The sequence below is a fragment of the Leptolyngbya sp. GGD genome (genome assembly GCF_026735145.1).
Classification (GTDB): domain Bacteria; phylum Cyanobacteriota; class Cyanobacteriia; order Leptolyngbyales; family Leptolyngbyaceae; genus Leptolyngbya; species Leptolyngbya boryana.
The window spans coordinates 470209-491154 of record NZ_JAPQKE010000003.1 but is presented as its reverse complement, the minus strand read 5'-3'; the positions used below and the strand labels follow the sequence as shown (position 1 = coordinate 491154).

22 protein-coding genes are annotated in these 20946 nt (G+C 46.9%); 9 read left to right on the top strand and 13 right to left on the bottom strand.

Annotated features, from left to right (window positions below):
• Positions 1 to 36 precede the first annotated feature (36 nt).
• Both OU814_RS17200 and OU814_RS17195 read right to left on the bottom strand, forming a co-directional pair.
• Entirely contained in the window at positions 37 to 276 is a 240-nt protein-coding gene (locus tag OU814_RS17200) for a DUF6737 family protein (protein WP_268184500.1), read from the bottom strand.
• 58 nt (positions 277 to 334) lie between these two features.
• Positions 335 to 706 (bottom strand): hypothetical protein, encoded by a 372-nt coding sequence (locus OU814_RS17195; RefSeq protein WP_268184499.1) that lies wholly within the window; start codon positions 704 to 706, stop codon positions 335 to 337.
• Positions 707 to 906: 200 nt separating this feature from the next.
• On the opposite strand from OU814_RS17195, the gene OU814_RS17190 reads away from it, so the two are divergent.
• Positions 907 to 2079: a hypothetical protein gene (locus tag OU814_RS17190; RefSeq protein WP_268184498.1), complete on the top strand. Its 1173-nt coding sequence runs from the start codon at positions 907 to 909 to the stop codon at positions 2077 to 2079.
• 77 nt (positions 2080 to 2156) lie between these two features.
• Here OU814_RS17190 and OU814_RS17185 read toward each other — a convergent pair whose 3' ends face one another.
• The 3 genes from OU814_RS17185 to OU814_RS17175 all read right to left on the bottom strand — a co-directional run bounded on the left by OU814_RS17185 (position 2157) and on the right by OU814_RS17175 (position 5679).
• A complete protein-coding gene (locus OU814_RS17185; RefSeq protein WP_017287957.1) occupies positions 2157 to 2531 on the bottom strand; it encodes a hypothetical protein in 375 nt (124 codons plus the stop codon).
• Positions 2532 to 2573: 42 nt separating this feature from the next.
• Positions 2574 to 4316 (bottom strand): ABC1 kinase family protein, encoded by a 1743-nt coding sequence (locus OU814_RS17180; protein ID WP_190653689.1) that lies wholly within the window; start codon positions 4314 to 4316, stop codon positions 2574 to 2576.
• Between the two features lie 250 nt (positions 4317 to 4566).
• Positions 4567 to 5679, bottom strand: a complete 1113-nt coding sequence (locus OU814_RS17175; protein WP_268184497.1) for a DegT/DnrJ/EryC1/StrS family aminotransferase — start codon at positions 5677 to 5679, stop codon at positions 4567 to 4569.
• A gap of 110 nt (positions 5680 to 5789) precedes the next feature.
• On the opposite strand from OU814_RS17175, the gene OU814_RS17170 reads away from it, so the two are divergent.
• Genes OU814_RS17170 through cofH form a run of 3 tightly spaced genes read left to right on the top strand, consistent with a single transcriptional unit; the run spans position 5790 to position 8478 of the window.
• Positions 5790 to 6551, top strand: a complete 762-nt coding sequence (locus tag OU814_RS17170) for an ABC transporter permease (RefSeq protein ID WP_017287954.1) — start codon at positions 5790 to 5792, stop codon at positions 6549 to 6551.
• Between the two features lie 51 nt (positions 6552 to 6602).
• Complete coding sequence (locus OU814_RS17165) at positions 6603 to 7358, top strand: circadian clock KaiB family protein (RefSeq protein WP_017287953.1); 756 nt, start codon at positions 6603 to 6605, stop codon at positions 7356 to 7358.
• Positions 7351 to 8478 (top strand): 7,8-didemethyl-8-hydroxy-5-deazariboflavin synthase subunit CofH, encoded by a 1128-nt coding sequence (gene cofH / locus OU814_RS17160; protein ID WP_268184496.1) that lies wholly within the window; start codon positions 7351 to 7353, stop codon positions 8476 to 8478. Before OU814_RS17165 ends, cofH begins: the two co-directional genes overlap by 8 nt.
• Positions 8479 to 8499: 21 nt before the next feature.
• Here cofH and OU814_RS17155 read toward each other — a convergent pair whose 3' ends face one another.
• Positions 8500 to 9024, bottom strand: a complete 525-nt coding sequence (locus tag OU814_RS17155) for an SRPBCC family protein (protein WP_144056192.1) — start codon at positions 9022 to 9024, stop codon at positions 8500 to 8502.
• 109 nt (positions 9025 to 9133) lie between these two features.
• Between OU814_RS17155 and OU814_RS17150 the strand changes: the two genes are divergently transcribed.
• Positions 9134 to 9313: a hypothetical protein gene (locus tag OU814_RS17150; protein ID WP_017287950.1), complete on the top strand. Its 180-nt coding sequence runs from the start codon at positions 9134 to 9136 to the stop codon at positions 9311 to 9313.
• Between the two features lie 86 nt (positions 9314 to 9399).
• A complete protein-coding gene (locus tag OU814_RS17145; protein ID WP_017287949.1) occupies positions 9400 to 9819 on the top strand; it encodes a DUF2294 domain-containing protein in 420 nt (139 codons plus the stop codon).
• Here the strand turns inward: OU814_RS17145 and OU814_RS17140 are convergent.
• Positions 9785 to 10189 carry a response regulator gene (locus OU814_RS17140; protein WP_017287948.1) on the bottom strand — a complete coding sequence of 135 codons (405 nt, stop codon included), beginning with the start codon at positions 10187 to 10189 and terminating at the stop codon, positions 9785 to 9787. The two genes, OU814_RS17145 and OU814_RS17140, sit on opposite strands and share 35 nt — an antisense overlap.
• 495 nt (positions 10190 to 10684) lie before the next feature.
• Here OU814_RS17140 and OU814_RS17135 point away from each other — a divergent pair, with 495 nt between their 5' ends.
• The gene (locus tag OU814_RS17135; protein ID WP_017287947.1) at positions 10685 to 12052 is read left to right on the top strand and encodes an NAD-dependent succinate-semialdehyde dehydrogenase; all 1368 of its coding nucleotides are present in this window, start codon (positions 10685 to 10687) and stop codon (positions 12050 to 12052) included.
• Positions 12053 to 12112: 60 nt separating this feature from the next.
• Positions 12113 to 13750, top strand: a complete 1638-nt coding sequence (locus OU814_RS17130) for an acetolactate synthase large subunit (protein WP_017287946.1) — start codon at positions 12113 to 12115, stop codon at positions 13748 to 13750.
• A gap of 33 nt (positions 13751 to 13783) precedes the next feature.
• Here OU814_RS17130 and OU814_RS17125 read toward each other — a convergent pair whose 3' ends face one another.
• Genes OU814_RS17125 through OU814_RS17100 form a run of 6 tightly spaced genes read right to left on the bottom strand, consistent with a single transcriptional unit; the run spans position 13784 to position 19715 of the window.
• The gene (locus OU814_RS17125; RefSeq protein ID WP_017287945.1) at positions 13784 to 14482 is read right to left on the bottom strand and encodes an HAD family hydrolase; all 699 of its coding nucleotides are present in this window, start codon (positions 14480 to 14482) and stop codon (positions 13784 to 13786) included.
• Between the two features lie 47 nt (positions 14483 to 14529).
• Positions 14530 to 15384, bottom strand: coding sequence for a class I SAM-dependent methyltransferase (locus OU814_RS17120; RefSeq protein ID WP_268184495.1), 855 nt, complete (start codon positions 15382 to 15384; stop codon positions 14530 to 14532).
• 29 nt (positions 15385 to 15413) lie between these two features.
• The gene (locus tag OU814_RS17115) at positions 15414 to 16091 is read right to left on the bottom strand and encodes a TIGR04283 family arsenosugar biosynthesis glycosyltransferase (RefSeq protein ID WP_268184494.1); all 678 of its coding nucleotides are present in this window, start codon (positions 16089 to 16091) and stop codon (positions 15414 to 15416) included.
• Positions 16088 to 16675 carry a TIGR04282 family arsenosugar biosynthesis glycosyltransferase gene (locus OU814_RS17110; protein ID WP_268184493.1) on the bottom strand — a complete coding sequence of 196 codons (588 nt, stop codon included), beginning with the start codon at positions 16673 to 16675 and terminating at the stop codon, positions 16088 to 16090. Before OU814_RS17110 ends, OU814_RS17115 begins: the two co-directional genes overlap by 4 nt.
• Before the next feature lie 7 nt (positions 16676 to 16682).
• Entirely contained in the window at positions 16683 to 17303 is a 621-nt protein-coding gene (locus tag OU814_RS17105) for a flavin prenyltransferase UbiX (protein ID WP_268184492.1), read from the bottom strand.
• A gap of 45 nt (positions 17304 to 17348) precedes the next feature.
• Entirely contained in the window at positions 17349 to 19715 is a 2367-nt protein-coding gene (locus OU814_RS17100; protein ID WP_190653679.1) for a ribonuclease R family protein, read from the bottom strand.
• Positions 19716 to 20243: 528 nt separating this feature from the next.
• On the opposite strand from OU814_RS17100, the gene OU814_RS17095 reads away from it, so the two are divergent.
• Entirely contained in the window at positions 20244 to 20936 is a 693-nt protein-coding gene (locus OU814_RS17095) for a DsbA family protein (protein WP_268184491.1), read from the top strand.
• Positions 20937 to 20946 lie beyond the last annotated feature (10 nt).

Genomic DNA, 20946 nt, shown 5'->3' with positions numbered 1-20946 from the left:
AAGGTGCCCGAACACAGGGATAAGCTTTTGCCTAGGCTAGTTTGAACTATCATCCGAGCTATTGATCTTGCTTAGGTAAGCCTGCATCTGCTGAGGATAGATAATCAAGAAAAAAATCATCCAGGCTAAAATTGGAACTGCGACGAGAGTGGTCAGCCATAGTTTTGTGAACACAAACCAACTGCCAGCAATTATACAAATTCCTGTGAGTAGAATTGACCAAGGCTGACACCACCAAGGTTTGTATTGCCAAATGTTTGTTGATTGATCATTCATAGAAGTGATATTGCTCAAGCCACAGTCAGATTATTTTACTAACTGTGGCTTGAGTAAGCTATCCGGCAAACATTGCGCTTTTTGCTTGCGCGTTTAGAAGAACTTGTCCTTTACCATCCATACTAAAGTCGTGTCCGGGTTCGTAACCTTGAGTGATCAGACGGCGATAGAGCGTTACAGAAGTAATTCGGCGAATCTCACGCATCACGTAGCCTGGAATCACATTCTCGATCGCCCAACAGAATGCAAGCGGATCTATCCAAACTAAGCGTTCCAGACTTACAATCACCATTCCTGCTACATCACGGAGGGTGAGACGGCTCCTCAAATTCGCAATGACTGCTTTGCCGATTTCAGTATTTCGAGTAGCAAAGGCACAGGCTAAACGGCTCAATTCTTGCTCAAGGTCTAAGCTGGTATGATCTTGCACGGGTTGTTTATTCTCCTACAGAATCAGCAATATGTCGTTACAACAGGCGTGATTTTGTAGAAGTATATCTTGAGATAGATTTATAGCCCTCAACAAATAAGTAGCGTAACAAAACTTGATATTCTCTAACTCTACTCGAAAATCAAGCTTGCTGAGAGGTTTTTGGGTATACTGGGCGCAAAAAATCCAGATGTACATTCATGACCCTTAGTCTTGCTTATATCAGTCAGGGAAAGCTTTTTCTTAAGTACCAAGATGCTCCGGTTCAAGAAGTTGAAAGCCAGTTCGGGCTTACAGTTCAAGAGCGAAAACTGAGAATGGAACGGAATAAGGCTTGGAAGCCTCGTGGGCTGCAAGAAATGATGCTTCCGCCGGGTCTAAAGGCTCAATTACAACAGCAACCAGAGTCGGTTGTAGGAGTTGAGATTACAAGCTTGTGTCAAGGTGATACTGAACAGCTACTTTATGCGCTGAATGCTGGAGATGTAGGCGGTATCTTTTTGTTTCAGCCAAAGCGACAGAGAGAAGATCGATTATTTCATACCGCAGATTTTCAAGTTGGGCATTTGAACTATGATCGCGATCGCAAATTAATTGCCTGTACGACGAACTATCAAACGGGAATCTCCAACATTGCCGTGATGCAGATTGATGCGCCTCGCCCACGTGAAGTGACGGAAGGAGATTCGATCGATTTAGCTCCAAGATGGGTTTTAGGCAAAGAAAAAGCTTTAGTGTATCAATCGGCGGGAATTGGCCGAGATCATCAGGGGTATGTGAGTGATCGTGCGCCGTTTACGATTGAGAAGTTGGACTTTGAGAAGCAGGATGTTTTAACGTTGGCATCTGATCCAAAATCTGATTTGTTATCTCCTCAGTTGGATGCAGATGGGTGGCTGTACTACATTCGTAGACCTTACTCAGCGAGACAGCGATCGTTCAACTTTCTACAATTTTTGAAGGAAATTTTCCTGATTCCAGTCCGACTGCTGCACGCAATTTTCCAGTGGTTGAATTTCTTTTCACAGATTTACACTGGGAAGCCTTTGATGAATGCAGTGACGAAGCAGAAGATAGAGCAGAAGCAGTTGCAGGCTTGGGGAGAGTGGGTGACACCGGAGATGTTGCGCGATCGAAATTTAGATGAGCCAGATGCCCCGTCGTTAGTGCCCAAAACTTGGCAATTAGTAAGACAGAGAACACAAGGGGTTCCAGAAATTTTGGCTGAAGGGGTTTTATCCTATGATTTGGCAGCAGATGGAACAGTGATTTATAGCAATGGAAGTGCGATCTATATGCTCTCGCCCAATGGCAGCCGTGAACGAGTGTTAGTTGGCAATTGGATTGAAGGTGTGGCACTCTTACAACCGTAATGACTGATGCTTGGTGTCAAAAACAAGCGCTTGATCTTGCCTCAGATCAAGCGCTTGTTTGCGAGAAGGAAATGAAATTAGCCCCAAGAATCGAGGTCGAGCGCGGCTGAACCGCCTTCTTCGATTTGGGTGAGAATTTTACCGAGTTGCCACCAGACGAGCCATGCTGTTCCAATCGTTAAAGGAAGCGAAATGGCATAGGCCAATCGAGTTGGAAAACCAAAGATTTCAACACCTGCTGAAAGAAAGAAAAACGCACCGCCTGCCATTCCTAGAAACGGGGTGAATAAAGATAATCCACGCATCGTCGCTAGGCTGCGAGTCGATTTGTTTTCTGACCATTCTTTCACCGATTGTTTTAAAACCGCTTGAAAGGCTGACCCAGAAGCAAGGCTTGCTAGGAGAGCAACGATCAATAAGAGGTAAGGAGGTTGGGGAAATAAGTATTGCACAGTTTTTTAGGACGGGTTCAAAGTTCGCTAATTCCCCATATCCTACCGTTCTAGCTTGATGCCCGTCAAAGAAGAGACGGTTGGAATTAAGGCAGCTGTCCCTGCGGTGGATAAGTCTGCGATCGCTTTCGGCAGAAGCGCTGCTCCGACTCCTAATGCGGCTGTCCAGATTCGAGCTGGTTTGATGTCGTCTTTGACGAGTTCCCACAGGCGCTGAACTTCTTCGGTATGTAAGCGATCGTCTTCTGTGAGAGCGATTAGAATTTGCTGCCGTAAGAATTGTCCTTCCTCGGATAGCAAATACTGTAGACCGAGTTGGGCGGTTGGAAGAATGTCGAAACTCGAATCCGATCGAGCGATAGAAATCATGTTCTCTAACCGATGCCATTGGAACTTGCCATCTTTGAAGAGAACTTCAATCAGGCGGCGACGTAAGCGAGGGGATTCTCCAGTTAATAAGCGGCGCGCCACATAAGGATAGGCAATTTCAACGATTTTGAAATTGGGGTCGAGCGTGAGGGCTAAGCCTTCTTGGGTGACGAGCGATCGAATAATCAATGCGAACTTGGCTGGAACCCGGAAGGGATAGTCATACATCAGTTCGCTAAAGCGATCGGTAATCGTTTTGAAGTTAAAATTGCCAACACTCTCGCCCATGATGTCTCCAAGTACAGATTCAAGGGCGGGAACGATCGGATAGATATCAGTTCCAGGCGATAGAAAGCCAAGTTTGACGAAATCGTGAGCGAGATCAACATAATCTTTGTTGATCAAATGAACGACCGCATCGACTAGCGTCTCTTTTGCTTCTTCTTCGAGCTGATCCATCATTCCGAAATCGATGTATGCCATTTGTCCGCCATTTTCGGTAGGAACAGCGAACAGATTGCCAGGATGAGGATCGGCATGGAAGAAGCCAAATTCTAAGAGTTGGCGCAGCCCGGATGTCACTCCGATGCGAATGATGGCGTTTGGATCGGCTCCAGCCGCTTCGATGCCTTCTACGTCAGTTAATTTGTAGCCGTTAATCCACTCTAAGACGAGCACGTGCTGCGAGGTATAACGCCAATAAATTGAAGGAACTTTGACGGAAGGATCATTGCGGAAATTCGTAGCGAATTTCTCGGCGTTGCGTCCTTCGTTAAGATAATCAATTTCTTCAAAGAGCTTGGTTCCAAATTCATCGACGATCAAGGTGAGATCGTGCCCTAGATTTAATGGGAGCCACGGGGCTAACCAGCCCGCAGCCCAGCGCATGATGTAGAGATCTAGGGTTAATGTGGGGAGAAGATTGGGACGTTGAACTTTGACGGCAACTTCTTCGCCTGTTTTGAGGTGAGCGCGATAAACCTGACCGAGAGAAGCTGCTGCGACCGGAGTTGTAGAGATTTGCGCGAAAATTTCATCGATGTCTGCATCGAGTTCAGTTTCGATGATGCGAAAGGCATGTTCAGTCGGGAAGGGGGGCAACTGATCTTGTAACTTGATCAGTTCATCCAGGTAATCTTGACGAATTAAGTCGGGTCGGGTCGAAAGGGCTTGACCGACTTTGATAAACGTGGGTCCCAGTTGAGTCAAGATTTGCCGAATTTGAGCGGCGCGCTTAAATTTGTTGCGGTCTGCAACGCCTCGCCAGTCGTCCCATTTCAGACCAAAGACAAATCCCGTAAATAGCAGTGTGACTTGCAGTGCTCGCCAGATGACTTGCCAGGGGCGGAAGCGGTAATGATTTGCGATCGCGTTGAAGTCGTAACGTTTGAGTTGAAAAAGCGGAGTTCGACCCACAGTTTTTTAGCCTCTTGATTCGATCGATGAAACGCAACCACCTGCAGCAATATCATCGTCTTTGTTCCGCTTCTTAACAACATTAAATTGTTGGAAGTTCCGGGATTTTCCGCTGGCTTAGCTGCCCTGTGATGATTACGATTTTTGTTATTTGCTCCTATTCTAGTATACAAAACTACATCTTTACAGCCCAAAATTTGATTATTGTGAGCGGCTGTAATCTAGATTCTGTAGTCTTTTCAGGCATCCGTTATCGAATCAAGCAGTCTTTCAAACTGTAAATGACTTGATCTTGCTGCTCTTCAGACAGTTCTGGGAACATGGGGAGTGACAAGACTTGGGCAGCCGCTCGATCGGATTCGGGAAGTTGTCCGGGTTGATAGCCTAACGATTTATAAACGGGCTGCAAGTGTAGCGGGATTGGATAATAAATCATCGAATTCACGCCTTTCGAGAGCAAATCAGCTTTGAGTTGGTCGCGGTTTTCGTGAACTCGAATCGTGTATTGGTTCCAAACACTCTGACCACCTGCGAGCGCTTGTGGAGGTGTAATGCCAGGAATTGAAGAGAGGAAAGAGAAATAGCGATCGGCAATTCTCGTCCGATTCTGATTCCAAGAGTCGAGATAGCGAAGTTTGATTTGGAGAATGACAGCTTGAACCGCATCGAGACGGCTATTCACCCCGAGTGCTTCATGGTAATAACCGCTGTAGCGTCCATGATCTCGAAGCATTTTTAGCTTGGAAGCAATTTCAGGATCGTTCGTGGTGATCGCACCGCCATCTCCACATGCGCCTAAATTCTTTGTGGGATAAAAGCTAAAACAGCCAATCTGTCCAATGCTACCCACACGTTTGCCTACCCATTCTGCCCCAGTGCATTGAGCACAATCTTCGATGACTTTGAGTTGATGGGCATCTGCGATCGCCATCAGCTTTGTCATGTCTACAGGCTGACCAAACAAATGTACGGGAATGATCGCTTTCGTTTTTGGAGTGATGGCTGCTTCGATTTGATTGAGATCCAGATTGAAGGTTTGTGGATCAATGTCGATAAATACAGGTGTCGCACCGACTGCGCTGATCGTTTCTGCGGTTGCGATGAAGGTAAAAGGTGTGGTGATCACTTCGTCGCCCGCGCCGATGTCGAGCGCGCGAAGCGCGAGAAATAGAGCGTCTGTACCGGAATTACACGCGATCGCGATCTCAGAGCCTATATATTGAGCAAATGATTTTTCAAAATTCTCGATCGCTGCTCCGCCAATGTATCGACCGGAAGCCAGCACCTCTAAAACAGCTTGATTAATTTCTGAACCGATCGCTTTAAATTGTTCAGACAGATCAAACGGGGGAATTGTATTCACTCAGCTTTACCACACCTGTAGTTAATTTGGTCTTATGCTTTAGACCGGAAAGGATTGAGATTGGTTTCTCAATTGGATCTAAAGATATCAGGCAAGGGGAAAATCGGGCAATGAATTTTGCGACGCAGGCAGTTTGGGCGATCGGGCTAGTTGGGGCGGCATTTGCGCTCTCGTCTTGGCAAAAATTAGGACTCGAAGGCAGTCTGATTTTGGCGGCAGGACGAGCGGTGATTCAACTTGCTGTAGTCGGATATGTCTTGGCTGTCATTTTTGCGCCACCGCTTAGTCCGATTTTGATTTTGTTTGTATTGGGGGTGTTGGTGATGATTAGCGCGATCGTGACGCGCAATCGGATTAGCCAGAAATTGCCATTGCCAGGGATTGTTGGATCGTTATTGATCACAACACTGGTTACAGTAGCGTATGTTCAATTGATTGTGGTTCAGCCTCAAGTTTGGTATGAACCGAGATTTTTGATTGCGTTAGGGGCAATCGTGCTGTCTCAGGCAATGAATGCAGCAGCGATTTCGGGAGAACGTCTTTTCAATACATTAAAGTCGAATTCTTTAGAAATTGAGACGCGATTGAGTTTGGGGGCGACTCCAGCACAGGCAATTGAGTCGTATCGGAAAGACTCAATTCGGGCGGGAGTGTTGCCTGTGATCAATGCAATGTCGATCGTGGGTTTGGCGACGATTCCAGAGATCGTGAGTGGGCAACTGTTGGGCGGTGCGGAACCGATTCAAGCGATCGCATTTCAGATTGTGATTTTGTTTATGGTTTTGTTTGCGACACTGCTTGTTACCTTGCTTGTGACATCCGGAATTTGGCGAAAGTTCTTCAATGCACAGGCGCAGTTGATTCGATGGTGATTTCTGGCAAACAGCGATACACTGAGGGCAATCTTCTCGATCAGTGGCTTCGTGTTGAATCCTCACTTTCATCGATCGATTCCTAGCATTTTTAAGGGCATTGCGCTGTTCACGCCAGGCGGTGATCTGCTCTACTGTATCGATCCCGACAAGCAAGGGCGCTGGCATCTTAACTTGTGTATGGCGCTGCAAGAGGTTTTAGAGCTTTCGGAACCGCCTCATTTTCTAGTTCCTTGCTATACGGCAACGCTCGATCGCTGGTTTGATGCGAGAACGAATCAAATTCGGATCTTTGCAGAAGCGTATCCGCCTGTATTTCGATATCGAGCATTATTGAATACGGTGTTCGAGGCGGGTGATTTGCATTGGCAGGTTGCGCCTTCTCAAGAGATTTGTGATCCGATGGTTTTAGAAACGTATCGTCATCGGTTTCCCGAACTTTGGGAGAATCATGATCTGGTGATGCGATGTGATCCCACTCCGCCTGTCACGGTGCAGCAGCCTGCTTCTCCTTACCCGCAAGGTTATGTGTTGCGCTTGTTTGTCTCTGGCTACAGCGCTGCAACAGCAAGGATTTTGCAGAATTTACATGAGTTACTAGAAGATTCCTTGGAACATCCTTACACGTTGAAAGTGATTGATATTTTTAAGCATCCTGAGCAGGCAGAAGCTGATCAGGTTTCTGCAACGCCTACACTGGTAAAGGTATATCCGCCTCCGGTTCGTCGCATTGTGGGGAATTTGGAGGATGTCGATCGAGTTTTAAAAATTTTAGGTGCTTTGAATGAAGGGCTGAAGGATGATTGATGCAATTTTAGACAAAGCAGAATCTGGGTTAGATCTGTCTGTGGATGAGGGGGTTTTACTGCTGAAGCAGACAGATGTGGATGTGATTGAGAAGATTCGGCAGAGTAGCGATCGCTTGCGACAAAAACAGGCAGGCGAGACAGTGACTTATGTGATCAACCGTAATATTAATTACACCAATATCTGTGAGCAGCATTGTAGCTTTTGTGCTTTTCGACGAGATGAAAGCGACGAAGGATCTTACTGGCTAGATTGGTCACAGATTCTAGAAAAAGCAACCGATGCAGTCCAACGAGGCGCGACTGAGATCTGTATGCAAGGCGGGTTGAATCCGACAGCAAAGGTTCAAGAGAGTTCATTAAAGTACTATCAAAAGCTAGTTGAGACGATTAAGTCTGAGTTTCCTGAGCTACACATTCATGCGTTTTCGCCGCAAGAAGTGCAATTTATTGCGCGAGAAGATCGATCGACAATTGCCGAAGTCATTGTTGGGTTGAGAGATGCGGGTGTCGATTCGATGCCGGGAACTGCTGCGGAAGTTCTAGATAATCAGGTGCGTAAGATTCTTTGTCCGGAAAAGATCGATGCTGAAACTTGGATTGAGATTGTTCAAACCATTCATCAGCAAGGAATTCCCACGACTAGCACGATGCTATCAGGACACATTGAAACTTCAGAACAACAGATTCAGCATTTAGAGAAACTCCGATCGATTCAACAGTCGGCTCAGCAGCTTGGATTGACTGGGATCACTGAATTTATTTTGCTGCCGTTTGTCGGGAAAGAGGCTCCGAAACCTTTGCGGCGCAGAGTTGGACATGATCAGCCGATTCTTGCTGATGCGCTGTTACTGACGGCTGTTGCTCGAATTTTTCTCGGCAACTGGATTCCGAATCATCAGCCAAGCTGGGTGAAGCTAGGACTGGCAGGAGCGGTTGAGGCGCTGAGATGGGGCTGTAATGACATTGGCGGAACTTTGATGGAGGAACATATCACGACAATGGCAGGAGCGATCGGAGGGACTTGTATGGAGGTAGAGACGTTGCAGACTGCAATTCGTTCTCTCGATCGACCTTATGCACAGAGAGATACATTGTATCGGTTGCTGGTTTGTGCCTAACTTCGTCAGAGCCGATGTTTTCTAAGATTGTCCTGAGCAGATGACTGATCGCATTTGCCGTAGATTTGTGGGCAAATCAAGCTTAATCGTTTGCTCAATCAGAAAACTCGGAACTGGAATCGTTGGAATTGCCTGCACTGAATAAGTCAGGATCGTTCCTTCTCCATGCGGCTGTAGTTTCAAATCGGCATGAAACTCGCTAAAGCTACCAGATTCCAAGTAAAACTGAATCCGTTGTTGTTGCGTTTCTAACACACTCAGCGAAATCTCGACCTGAGCTGTAAACATCATAAATGCCTTACTTGCCACTTGGTACAGCCGTTTTACACCTTGGCGAGACAACACTTGACGAATCTCACTCCGGGTCACGTCCGGAAAATACTGTGTCCAACGTGGATAATCAGTCACCTGCTGCCACACTTGAGGTAATGCGATCGGTAAATACATCTGTGCCGTCACCGCTCCACCCCAAGCCGAATGAGCGCGAGTCTCTAGCAAAATTTCGCCGCGCATCAGGGCAACTACGTCGCGTGTTAACGTCATCATGAGCGTCACTCCCACACCAAAGGATCGATCACTCGTTACGATAACAGGCAACGCATAAAATAAGTGCATTAACTCTATAAAGATTGTAAAAATTCTCCCCCGAACGAAGATGAATCAACCCAGTAACTCTAGAGCAACAGTCTATATCGTAGTTTTAGCGATGACCGCGATCGTATGGATCTTGCGCGGTATTGGACTTCTTGCCTTCTTGCCAGGATTCGTTTTGTGGATTCTGATTTTCCTGTCGATTATTTTGACGATCGTGAATGGGTTGATCGAAGTCCGATAAGAACCTTTCTCTAGAGAGATTAGTAAAGCGATCAAGATCAGAATAATGACTAATATGCAGACCTTGATCGTTTACATTTAGCAACTATGAATTCTTCGGCTTTACCGACGCGCGGGCAGTTAGAAAGGACACTATCGCAACGAGTTCAGGCGTTTTATCGGACTCAGTTAGGACATCAGCCCAGTCGAGTCCAGTGTTATATCGCAGACGGCAAAATTACGATCGTGCTAGAAGACTCGATTACCAAGCCTGAACAGTTGCTAATGGAAAACGGACAAGAGCAACTTGCAGAAAAAGTACGAAGTGACCTCGATAAAGCACTGCATCCGCAGTTGAGTACGATGATTCAAGAGATCGTTGGCATTAAAGTTGTGGATATCTTCAGCGATGCGACGTTTGATACGGGGCGCAGTGGCACGATTGTGGTGCTAGAAGAAGCTCCGCAACTACGGGAATCACAGCCAAAACGCTCTAGAGAAGAGAATGCTGGGGTAAGTGACGAGTAACGACCTCGAAGAGATCGTCTAAGTCATAAGGTTTGCTGAGATAGTCATTACACCCAGCGGAAAGAATACGATCGCGATCTTCGTCTCTGGCGAGGGCGGTGAGCGCCACAATCGGAATCTTAGCAGTCAGTGCAAACTGACGAAGCTGGCGAGCGACTTCAATCCCACTCAGGTCAGGCAGTAAAATATCGAGCAGAATTAAATCAGGCAATTGATGCTGTGCTAGCTGAAGGGCAGCTTGACCTGTTGTGGCTGTGACGACTGCACAAGACGTAACGGCTTCAAGCTGGCACTCCATCAAAGTCAGATTGTCAATGCTGTCATCCACAGCAAGCACGATCGGCTGTTCGGAAAATTTTGATGAATTCATGAAAAACGGTGTCCAACTCAGGTTTCTTTTGTAACCGTAAGAAAAGCTCACTTCAAGAGAATCCTGGTGGAGCAGGCTGCGACTGCGCTTAGCCCTCAAAACTCGTAAGTTACGACTGAACGAAACTCACGCCACGGCAAAATTCTACTGATTTAGACATTCCTAAGCGCTGAGTGAAGCATTTCTAAAGCGGCAATGAAAGGGCGCTTTATTAATCTGGTTGTCGCTGTCCTCATGATAGCGAAAAATGCATGAACGATAATATTTAGTTACATGAGGTTTAGATTGGTGAGAATTCCAAATTTATATTGATTGAGTATATTTAGTTTGCAACAATAAGTACAAAACTTAATGTATCGGAGAATGCTTCTGATCACAGAATAATAAATAGCTTCTTCAGTGCGGAAGTGATTATCGCTGCATCAATCTGTTAGAACTGAAGCAGAATATGTTGTGCAAGTCGTAAAAGAAGTCACGACTTGTAGGAGGGAACGTATGGCGATCGCTACAGTTAACCCGTTCACTGGGGAAACAGTGAAGACATTTCAAGCCTTGAGTGATATTGAGATCGAACAGAAGCTTAGCTTGGCACAGGCGCAATTTTTGAAGTATCGAACGATTTCATTGAGTCAGCGTTCGCAGTGGTTATCCGAAGCCGCAACTATCTTAGAGCAAGAGCGCGATCGCTTTGGTAAACTGCTGACGCTAGAAATGGGAAAACCTTTGAAGGCAGCCATTGCAGAGGTAGAAAAGTGCGCGCTGGTCTGTCGGTTCTATGCGGAACATGCGGCGCAATATTTAGCGGATGTTTCGGTTCAAACTGATGCCACGACGAGTCTAATTAAATATCAGCCGTTGGGTATCGTTTTAGCTGTCATGCCTTGGAATTTTCCATTTTGGCAAGTGTTTCGGTTTGCGGCTCCTGCATTGATGGCGGGGAACGTGGGACTGCTCAAACATGCTTCTAATGTGCCGCAGTCAGCTTTAGCGATCGAAGAGATTTTTACTCGTGCTGGTTTCCCGGAAGGAGCGTTTCAAACTTTGTTAGTGGGTGCTGACAAAGTTGCTGCGATTGTTGAAGACGATCGCGTGAAAGCCGCGACTTTAACCGGAAGTGAACCTGCTGGCGCAAGTCTCGCTGCTACTGCTGGAAAGCAAATTAAAAAGGTTGTTCTCGAACTCGGGGGCAGTGATCCGTTCATTGTGATGCCGAGTGCTGATTTGGATCAAGCGGTTCAAACTGCGGTAACGGCGCGGATGATCAATAACGGTCAGTCTTGTATTGCAGCCAAGCGGTTTATTGTTGCCGAAGAAATTGCAGATCAATTTATCGATCGCTTAGTTGAACAATACAAGCAGCTCAAAATTGGTGATCCAATGTCAATGGATACTGACATTGGACCGCTTGCTACTCCTGGAATTTTGCAAGACTTGGATCAGCAAGTTGAGATTTCAGTGCAGCAAGGTGCAAAAGTCCTGATTGGGGGTCATGCGCTGCGCGATCGACCGGGTAATTTCTACCTGCCAACCATTCTGAGTGAGATTCCGAAAGGCTGTCTGGCTGAGCATGATGAGTTTTTTGGACCCGTTGCACTGGTGTTTCGCGTGCCGGATTTAGAGAGTGCGATCGCGCGGGCAAATGATTCACCTTTTGGGCTAGGTGCGAGTGCTTGGACACAGGATCAAACCGAGCAAGATCGATTTATTTCAGAGCTTGAAGCGGGGGCTGTGTTTATCAACGGTATGGTCAAATCGGATGTGCGGATGCCGTTTGGGGGAATTAAGCGATCGGGCTTTGGGCGGGAGCTTGGACGCGAAGGCATCTTGGAGTTTGTCAATGTCAAATCGGTTTGGGTGAAGTAAATTAAATCGATCAATCTGAGCTATCAATAACAAGTCAAAAACTACTGAGGAGGATGATCGGTGAATACAGCAGAGTTACTCGTTCGATGTTTGGAGGCTGAAGGAGTTGAATATATCTTCGGCCTGCCAGGAGAAGAAAACCTCCATGTGTTAGAAGCATTACAAGGCTCATCAATTCGGTTTATCACGACTCGCCATGAACAAGGTGCAGCTTTCATGGCAGACGTGTATGGACGATTGACTGGACGAGCGGGGGTCTGCCTGTCTACGTTAGGACCAGGGGCGACAAATTTGATGACGGGTGTGGCTGATGCAAATCTCGATCGCGCTCCTTTAGTCGCTATTACGGGACAAGTGGGAACCGATCGGATGCATATTGAATCGCATCAATATCTCGATTTGGTGGCAATGTTTGCGCCTGTGACCAAGTGGAATGCTCAGATTGTTCGCCCGAGTAATACCGCTGAGATTGTTCGTAAAGCCTTTAAGATCGCTCAGACTGAGAAGCCCGGAGCCGTCCATATTGACTTGCCTGAAAACATTGCTGCGATGGCAGTAGAGGGCAGTCCCTTACGTCCTGACAACATTGAAAAGTCCTTTGCTTCGTTTCGGAGTATTGAGAAGGCGGCGGCAGCCATTAATGAGGCGAAGAATCCATTAATTTTGGTCGGAAATGGTGCCATTCGCTGCGATGCCAGTGAGATGCTCACCCGATTTGCGACTCGATTAAATATTCCTGTCGCGAATACGTTTATGGGAAAAGGCGTGATTCCTTATCCGCATCCCTTAGCGCTCTGGGCGGTAGGGCTTCAGCAGCGAGACTATATTAGCTGTGGGTTTGACCAGGCAGATTTGGTGATTGCGATCGGCTATGACCTGATCGAGTATTCGCCGAAAAAATGGAATCCAGAAGGGACGATCCCTGTGATTCATGTTGGAAGTACTCCGGCTGAAGTAGATAGTAGCTATGTGCCGATCGCGGAAGTTGTAGGAGATATTTCAGATTCATTGCAAGAGATTTTGTATCGCTGCGATCGCGATGGTAAACCGGAACCGCAAGCTCTGCATTTACGGGCGGATATTCGCAGTGACTATGCTCAATATGCTGATGATCAAGAGTTTCCGATTAAGCCACAAAAGCTAATTTATGACTTGCGGCAAGTGATGGGCGCAGAAGATATCGTGATCTCAGATGTCGGGGCACATAAGATGTGGATGGCGCGGCACTATCATTGTCATCGTCCGAATACTTGCATTATTTCAAATGGATTTGCAGCGATGGGGATTGCGATTCCGGGTGCGATCGCGGCGAAATTGGTGCATCCCGATCGCAAGGTTGTAGCAGTCACGGGAGATGGCGGTTTTATGATGAACTGTCAGGAGTTAGAGACAGCGCTGCGGGTCGGTACTCCGTTTGTCACGATCATTTTTAATGATGGGGGCTATGGCTTGATTGAGTGGAAGCAGGAAAATCATTTTGGGCATTCCTCGTTTATCAAGTTTGGGAATCCCGATTTTGTCAAATTTGCCGAGAGCATGGGATTGAAGGGTTATCGTATCAAATCAGCGGAGGAGTTAATTCCGACCTTGAAAGAGGCGCTAGAGCAAGAGGTTCCGGCGGTGATTGATTGCCCGATCGATTATCGGGAGAATTTACGATTTACGCAAAGAGCAGGCGATTTAAGCTGCGCGATTTAGGAGCCGAACAATTTCAGGGATAGTCAATCAACCTTAAACCATTGCAGCTTGATAGCGTTCCTGAATGCGATCGAATTCCAAATCAATCAGATAATCGACTGTCCAATTTGCACACCGCTGCAACATATGAAACGGATAGCTGTTCGCCACCCCAACGACTGGAATTTTTGCAGCTTTTGCTGCTTGAATTCCAGCAAAGGTATCTTCGATCGCTAAACAGTTCTCTGCAGTGAATTGAAGGTCAGGAAAGGTCTGATTTAAGCGCTCGATCGCGAGTAAATATCCATCTGGTTCAGGCTTACTCACGGTTAAATCATCGCCCGATACAATCACGTGGAAGCGCGATCGTAAATTTGCTCGTTCTAGAACTAGCTCGATTTCAGATCGCAAAGCACCACTGACGATCGCAAACTTACAATTGGGCAGTTTGAACATTACATCTTCAATGCCAGAGTAGAGAGGGAGCCTTTCTAAGCTACTCATCTGCGCTACATAAGCTTTGGCTTTACGAGCAACTAATTCATCGAGATATTCATCAGTGATTACTCGTCCGCGCCGTTCTAGCAACTCTTGAATACACACGCGATCGCTCCGTCCCAAGCACAATTCGCGAAATTCGCCAGACTTAGGACGCAGATTTTCCTCAATGAGGATTTGTTCGAGAAGCTTATCGTGAAGTGGTTCATCATTGATGATCACTCCATTGAAATCAAACAGAACGGCTTTCAGCATACACGTAGAGATGATTCTCGCATCTTTTACCTTACACCCAAGCTTGCTCAAGCGATCGCCCAAGCCGATTGTTCAACATCGCTGAAGTTTTCAGATTCATTATGGGGTAAGGGTTTGACTCCATGCGTAATTTGATGGATCAACCAGAAGTCATGGCTTTGCACTGCCTCAAATCCGGCGGCTCCCATCCATGCTTCAATACTGTCGTTTGCGAAATCTTGGATATAAGGCTCTTCAAAAATCTGTGTTAGCCATTCAGTTTGTCGCAGGGTCTTCTGGCTGCCGTCTAGAATCAGAACTTCTCCACCTGTTCGCAATAATCGAAAGCATTCCTGCAAGATGCGTTTGGAAATTTGCGTGGGGGTTTCGTGGAACAATAACGATGCAGTCACGAGATCGAAGGAACCCTCTGCAAAATTCGTGCTTTCTGCTTTTCCATGTCGCCACTGAATGTCTAAATTCGCTTGTTTCGCTTTGTAATCGGCGATCGTTAACATGTAGGGCGACAGGTCTAATCCAATCACTTCTGCGGTCGGAAATGCTTGTTTTAGCATGAGTGTCGTTGAGCCAGTGCCGCAACCAAGATCGAGAATTCTCGACGGCACGCCTTGAATCGCATCGATCGCGGCTTGTCGCACCCAGGTTTCATTTGGCGGTAATGCGTATTGCGTTATCGGATCGTAAGAGGTCGCTGCACCGATCGTGAGATAGCCGCCTTCGATACCATGAAAATTCTGGTCTTTGTAATAGCTGGGATAGCTCAGGTTCGGATCGGTCAAGCGATCGCAGCCTGCTTTCCAATCAATGCTGTCGTGAAGTTGTTTCATCTCTTTTTCATCGATGAAGAGACGAACGATCGGGGCAAGGTACTGCTCAAACAGGGTATCTTTGCGAACTGGCATAGGTGCAAACAACGCTACTGGTGCTTAGTTTAGCGAATTGTTCTCAGTCCGGATCGATACCAAGCTTGAATTCGCTTGGGTGAAATGCCTATCAAGTAGGCAAAAACTACGATTTGATTGACGATCGTGGTTCTGAAAACGCCAAGTTTCTGCCAGCGTCGCCCTGATGTGATCACAGGTTTGGGCAAAATCACAATCTTTCCCAATTGTTGCAGCGTCCTGACAAATTCAAAGTCTTCCATAATGGGCAGATGAGGAAAGCCGCCGATTTTGTGGAAGGTTTCGGTTCTTAAAAAGAGCGCTTGATCGCCGTAAGGAAGTTGTAAATAACGCGATCGCAAATTCACGCCTTGTTCAATCCAACGAATTCCGAGTTGATCAGCATCAATTCTCAGTTGAAATGCTCCGGCAATTGCTGTCTTCAAAGCGTCCCGAATCATTTGATCAAAGCCACCTGGAAGCCTGGTATCTGCATGGAGAAAGAGCAGAATTTCACCCGATGCGACCTTCGCTCCAGCGTTCATTTGGGCAGCACGACCGGGATGAGATTGAAGAACTTTCACCCCAAAAGATTGAGCAATGGCAACGGTTTCATCTTGGCTCCCTCCATCTACAACAATGATTTCGATATCGGTTGCTTGTATCGAGAGCGTATTGGGCAGGTGACGAGCTTCGTTGAGAACGGGAATGACGATCGAGATTTTCATGTCAGATATTGCAAATCTTCGGGACGATCGATGTCGTGCAAAATGGGAAGTTCAGCGATCGACAATCCCAATCGTTCAATAATTTCTACCGTTTGCTGAAATACGATGTCTGTACTCCATTGAATATTTTGAAACACATCGGGCACAAACTGATTGCATCCAATCAAGTAGTATCCGCCATCAGTTGCACCACCGATCGTGATCGGATGAGTTTTTAGATTGGAAAATGCTAGCGCTAAGAGTTCGGATGTGAGGTCGGGACAGTCTGTGCCAATCGCGATCGCAGATTTTGCACCGCGATCAAATGCCGTTTGAAATGCGTGAGTTAAGCGATCGCCTAAATCTCCAGAATGCTGCGGGTAATAGCAAAGATCATGCCCGAGCCAATCTTTCATCTGTTCTAAAGTTCCACCTGTGAAATAAATGCAGAGCTGACAATTGAGACTGCGGCATTTCTCGATCGTTCTTTCGGTCATTTGTCGATGCAGTTCGGCAGCCCCAACTTCTCCGAGTGCTGGAATGAGACGAGTTTTAGCTTTACCCGCTTCAGGATAACGAGTGAAAACAATTAACTGTTCTTGCACAATTTCCTCACTCCCTACCTTCTTCCTTCCACCGCTCCAGAGGCACACAATCAATCTCAAACTGATCTAACGCCCGCGCCACCACAAAATCTACTAAATCCTCGATCGTCTGCGGACGATGATACCAAGCTGGAATTGCCGGAACAATCCGCGCTCCTGCTTCTGCTAAAGCCGTCAAATTCCGCAAATGAATCAAACTAAACGGGGTTTCTCTCGGCACAATGACTAGCTTACGTCCCTCTTTCAACTGCACATCGGCTGCGCGTTCTAGCAAATCTGAACTCAACCCCGTCGCTAATTTTCCGACGGTGCTCATACTGCAAGGCATAACCAACATGCCCAATGTCCGAAACGACCCACTGGCAATATTCGCACCGACATTTCCCCAAGGATGACAGTTCAATTTTCCAGCAGTTTCGACTCCCGCTTGATCGCGCCAAAATTGCTCCTGCTGGATTGGGTCTGGTGGCATCCGCATTCCTGTTTCTTCCTGCCACACCATATAAGTTGCTTTCGATGCGACAAGCTCGATCGCGTAATCTGCCGATAACAGGTACTTCAAAGCACGGACGGCATAAATTAAGCCTGAAGCCCCAGAAACACCAAGAATGATAGGACGATTGACCACAGAGAATACCTAAATAAAAAATGCGGGACATGCCCGCATCTCTTATTATTCCTCACTAAACTCCTCATCGGGGAGGGCAGGTTCAGGTTGAAACTCCGATCGCTCTTCGGATTCAAATTCTTCGTCGGTCGCTTCACTGCCACCACCGACTGCAATCAGGTCAATTTGCTGGCGGTAGTAATCGACGCTCTTGACTTGAACTTCAATGCGATCGCCGAGTCGATACTGCTTGCGATTCTTGCGTCCGACTAGAGTTTGCTGACGCGATCGAAACTCGTACCAATCATCTTTGAGCGAACTCACATGCACGAGACCTTCGACGAGCAATTCTTCGAGTTCGACAAACAATCCATATGATTGAACACCCGTAATCAATCCGTGGAAGATTTCGCCTGTGCGCTCTTTCATCAACTCGGCTTTCTTCAAGCCTTCGAGATCGTTTTCTGCGTCTTGAGCCACTTTCTCGCGTTCGCTCACATGCACAACGACTGCACCGAAATGGCTTTCCAATTCTTGATGCACATCGGTCGGCAGCACATTCCAATTGATCTCTCCATGACAAGAGCTATGGCGTAAATCAACACTATCTTTCACGCGCGAAGATCGACGATCGCGTCCTGCTTCAAAGACCGCATGTAAGGCGCGATGCACGAGCAAATCAGGATAGCGCCGCACGGGAGACGTAAAGTGCGTATAGCCTTGCTCTAATGACAAGCCAAAATGTGGTTTCGGCTGAGAACTGTAGAATGCAGGTTTCATGGTCGAAAGCAACAAGTAAGTCAAAACTCGTTCTGCATTCGATTCTGCAAAGGCATGTGTGAAATTCTGATAATCTTGTGGGCGAACTTCTTCTTCGTTTTCTAGCTTCAGTTCGATGCCCATGCTGACTGCTAATTTCACCAATTCCTGCACCTCTTCTGGATCAGGGGTGGGATGCACGCGGTAAACGCTAGGAACTCCCAGAGCAATCAAATGAGATGCAACGGTCTGGTTTGCCAGCAACATCAGTTCAACGATCATCGAGTGAATCGGGAGTGTTGCAGAAACAACCACTGCACCTAATACGCCTTCATCATCGTAGTGAAACTTGCTAAACGTAAATTTATCTGTTTCTTCTGGCGATTCTGAACCGTCAGGACGCGCATAAATTTTTTCTGGCAGGTTCAGTTCAAATGCGCCTCGTTGTCGTCGCTGGTCTTTGATCGCATGACTCAGCTTATCGAGCTGCGCCAACAGTTCAAAAATCGGCTCAAACTGCTTCAATTCTTCTGTGTGATTGTCTTTGAGAATCTCTTCTGCTTGGTGATAACTCAACTTGTAATCGACATTAATCACTGTGGGCTGAATCTCGAATTCCAGCACGCCACCTTGATCATCGAGTGTAATCAGCACTGAAACGGCAAGTCGATCTTTTCCGGGCTGAAGCGAACAGAGATTATCGGTGATCTGTTCGGGCAGCATCGGGACGACTAATTCACTCAGATAAACCGAAGCGCCTCGACGTTGAGCTTCGCGATCGAGCGGCGCTCCTGATCCAACATAGTGCGCGACATCTGCAATATGAATGCCTAAGCGCCAGTTGCCGCCTGCTTTCGTTTTCTCTAAGGTAATCGCATCATCGGCGCTATCTTCGTCGCTAGATTTGATCGTCAGCGTGGTCAAATTGCGTAAATCAACTCGATTTTTTAATTCCGCTTTGGTCAATTTAGTCGGCAACTCTTTTGCTGCGGCTAAAACCGTTTCAGGAAATTCGCGCGGCAAATCGTGTTTGCAGCAGACAATATCAATATCGGCTGCGTCATCATCTGCGCCTAAGACTTTTGCGACTTTACCGAGGGGGGCATGTTGCCCGATCGGATAGCGTTTGACCTGCACATGTGCCAAATGATCGATCGCATTATCGAGTTGGATGCCATTTTCATTGACTTGCAGTTCAAACAATAAGCGATCGTCGAGGGGAACGGCTCGAAATTCTCCACTTTCGCTCTTTTTAATGCGAGCCAGAACCGAGGGATTTGCCCGTTCTAAAATCAATCTGACTTCGCCTTCTGGACTGCGACGACGACTGCCTTCCTTCGTCACTCGCACCAAAACGCGATCGCCATTCCAAGCATGATTCAGTTGGCTTTCGCGAATGTAGATATCTTCTGACCCTTCGACATCTTGAATCGCGAAGCAGAATCCTTTGCTTGAACAGCGTAACTTTCCTTCTACTACGCCTTCTTCTGGCACTCGACGATATTTGCCCCGTTCCTTCACGAGCACTCCGATTTTTTCGAGTGCGTCTAGTGCGATCTGTAAGCGTCTTAGGCTCGGTTCATCATGGCATTCCAGCTTTTTTTCGAGAGCTTTTGGAGCCACTAATTTATCATCTGTGAAGTTAGCGAGTAACTCAGCGATCGAGAATTCCATGAAGCGATTTGTCCTCGTGTGTTCTGCGTGGGGTGTGCAAATGGCTCTGAAGTCGTCACTTCACCGGAACCGAAGCTCGAATCAGTTCCGATTAATCAACAAGCCGATTCCCAGTTTTAACAGATAGGAAGCTGCGCACTTAGCATTGGCTCTATGAGGTTGAACTCCCGAAGTTGACCAAAATCAATCGATTCGGAATTTCAAGTCTCGAAAAGCGCCTGTACGAACATGTTGACAGGCCGAGCGTCGCTCATAGTTACACGACAGCCTGACCGCCAATGCGATCGCACCTTTACTATTGTTACTCAAGTTGAGCCTAATGACACATTGAATCTCGAACTTTTGCGGGTTCATGCGTCTCGGAAGTCTGAAGTTAAGCTATAGTGCGAGGACAGATTTGAGACGGAATCTTTTGCGGGTTCATGCGTCTCGGAAGTCTGAAGTTAAGCTATAGTGCGAGGACAGATTTGAGACGGAATCGTGATGAGAAGGCTGAAACAATTCGCGGGCTTGGTTATATTGTGTCTGATGTTAATCAGTTGCTCTTTGCCAGTGCAGGCAGATAGCAAGATTGATCCAAAATTTGAAGAACAAGTCCTGCAAGTGATTCGCAAAAATCCCCAGGCAATTCTGGATTCGGTACAAGCTTATCAACGCGAACAACAACAAGAACAACAACAAGAACAACAGTCGTTTCTCCGCGATCTCCAGCAGAATCCAAAATCGGTGATCGCTCAGTCTCCCACGAAAGGCAACGGTCAGGCTGTCTTGGTGGAGTTTTCTGATTTTCAATGTCCTTACTGCCAAGCAGCAGCAGGCACGGTGAGCCAGTTTGTAGACAAGTACAAAGATCGCGTCACTCTGGTTTATAAACATTTGCCGCTGACGAGTATTCATGATCAAGCCCTACCAGCGGCGAAATCGGCTTGGGCGGCTCAGCAACAGGGAAAATTCTGGCAATATCATGATGCTTTGTTTGCGCAGCAGAAACAGTTGAATGAGGCGATTTATCCAGAGATTGCCAAGACTCTGGGGTTGGATGTGGCGAAGTTTAATCGCGATCGCGCGTCTCAAGCGGCAGAAACCACGATCGAAAAAGATCTTCAACTTGCAGAGCAGCTTGGAATTTCTGGTACTCCGTTCTTTGCCATGAATGGTCGTGCATTTTCAGGGGCAGTCGATCTTGCTACCTTAGAGAAAAACTTAAACCAAGCACAGTAAGGAAAGGAAC